Below are 1405 nucleotides of genomic sequence, written 5' to 3' on the forward strand. Positions count from 1 at the left end.
GCAGGATCCGCGCTTTTTGCGGGTTCAGCGTACCGGCGGCGACAAAGCTGAATTTAGCGTCATCCACTTCCGCGTCTTCCGTGGTGGAACCGGTCGGCACTCTTGACTGACGGTGCCCCCCCACTAAGTGGGTTAATCGGAACGTTTAACTCAGGCGGAACTGCCTTTGGCATTGGCTATAGTGTCTACCGTATCTAAAAAATAAGAATACAGCCCCCGCTCTATTCTGAAATTTTAATCCGTATATATTTAATACTTGCCACATTTAATAGTTACCTGCTAAAAATTTAAAAATATGTTTTTATTCTATTGGATGCTTTTAAAAAAGGATTTATTTAATGTATGAACTAAGTGGTAAAAAATGGACCTCTCACTTTCAAGGCAGTAACTCAACAAAAACATTAAGCCCAACATTCGAGTCAAACGTTAACGCTTTTTTACAGAGTTTAAAAAATGCGGGTGCACGTATAACTATCTCGGCAACGCAGAGACCACCGGAAAGAGCCTATCTTATGCATTGGTCGTGGAAAATCGCTCGTGCACTTATTAATCCTGACGATGTGCCAAAAAAAACAGGCGTTAATATAGAGTGGTGTCATAAAAACAGTGATGGGAAAGTTGATCGAAACAAAAGCATTCAGGCGGCAAAAGACATGGTAAAAGAGTATGGCATGACGAGTCTTAATGTTGCCCCAGCCCTAAAAAGTAGGCATACTGAGGGTAATGCTATAGATATGAACATTTCATGGATTGGCAATTTAGAGCTGAAAAATAAGAAGGGGGAAACAGTGCTTATCAATAGCCTTCCAACTGATGGTATGAACCCCCAGTTGCATGAGGTGGGAAAAAGTTTCGGCGTTATAAAATATCATGGTGGCTCTAAAGACAAACCACACTGGTCAACGGATGGACGATAACATGAAAATACCTGCACTCTTCATTTCAACTTTACTTTTATCCTCATGCATTCAAGCATCTCAAACATATCCAAAAGATGTAAGTGAGTATCTAAAAAACGCCGATGATTGCCAATATCTCTCCGGCGAGTGGGACTCAAAATTACCGATAAAACGACAACGAGAAATAGAGAAGGAAGTTAATTCCACTTGCAATAACGCCGAAAAACAGAAAGAAAAACTAAATACAAAATACCAAAAAGATAAAAACATACTGAAAGCGATTAACGCTTACGATTTCTGATCACAGTAACTGGTTTAAAAAAACATTATGGCTAATCAACTTAACATTATAGATTTGCCATAATTATTCTAAACATAATTGCTATCCCCTCTGAAAACGCTTTCCAAATGGATATACCTGCTTGTTGCAAAGCTTTTCACCGTTTCAAAACGAGGGGCTTACAGCACCGGTGTCCTGCATCATTACCCCATCGAAAACATAGCAC

Annotated in this window: 2 protein-coding genes and 1 pseudogene; 2 read left to right on the forward strand and 1 reads right to left on the reverse strand. The window is 39.8% G+C overall.

The annotated features are described in order from the left end of the window. Positions 1-112, reverse strand: a pseudogene (ansB, locus tag SPL01S_RS24100) (L-asparaginase 2); the annotation flags it as partial. 226 nt (positions 113-338) lie between these two features. Between ansB and SPL01S_RS24105 the strand changes: the two are divergent. Further along, on the forward strand, positions 339-917 hold the full coding sequence (locus tag SPL01S_RS24105; RefSeq protein ID WP_073972103.1) for a peptidoglycan-binding domain-containing protein: 579 nt from the start codon (positions 339-341) through the stop codon (positions 915-917). 1 nt (position 918) lies between these two features. Next, positions 919-1200, forward strand: coding sequence for a hypothetical protein (locus tag SPL01S_RS24110; RefSeq protein ID WP_081113185.1), 282 nt, complete (start codon positions 919-921; stop codon positions 1198-1200). Positions 1201-1405 lie beyond the last annotated feature (205 nt).

It is taken from the genome of Serratia plymuthica NBRC 102599, from assembly GCF_001590925.1.
Lineage (GTDB): Bacteria > Pseudomonadota > Gammaproteobacteria > Enterobacterales > Enterobacteriaceae > Serratia > Serratia plymuthica.

What these genes read in the sequence shown, in the direction of transcription:
- SPL01S_RS24110 (WP_081113185.1), top strand. Translation starts at nt 919, where the DNA reads ATGAAAATACCTGCACTCTTCATTTCAACTTTACTTTTATCCTCATGC.
- SPL01S_RS24105 (WP_073972103.1), top strand. Translation starts at nt 339, where the DNA reads ATGTATGAACTAAGTGGTAAAAAATGGACCTCTCACTTTCAAGGCAGT.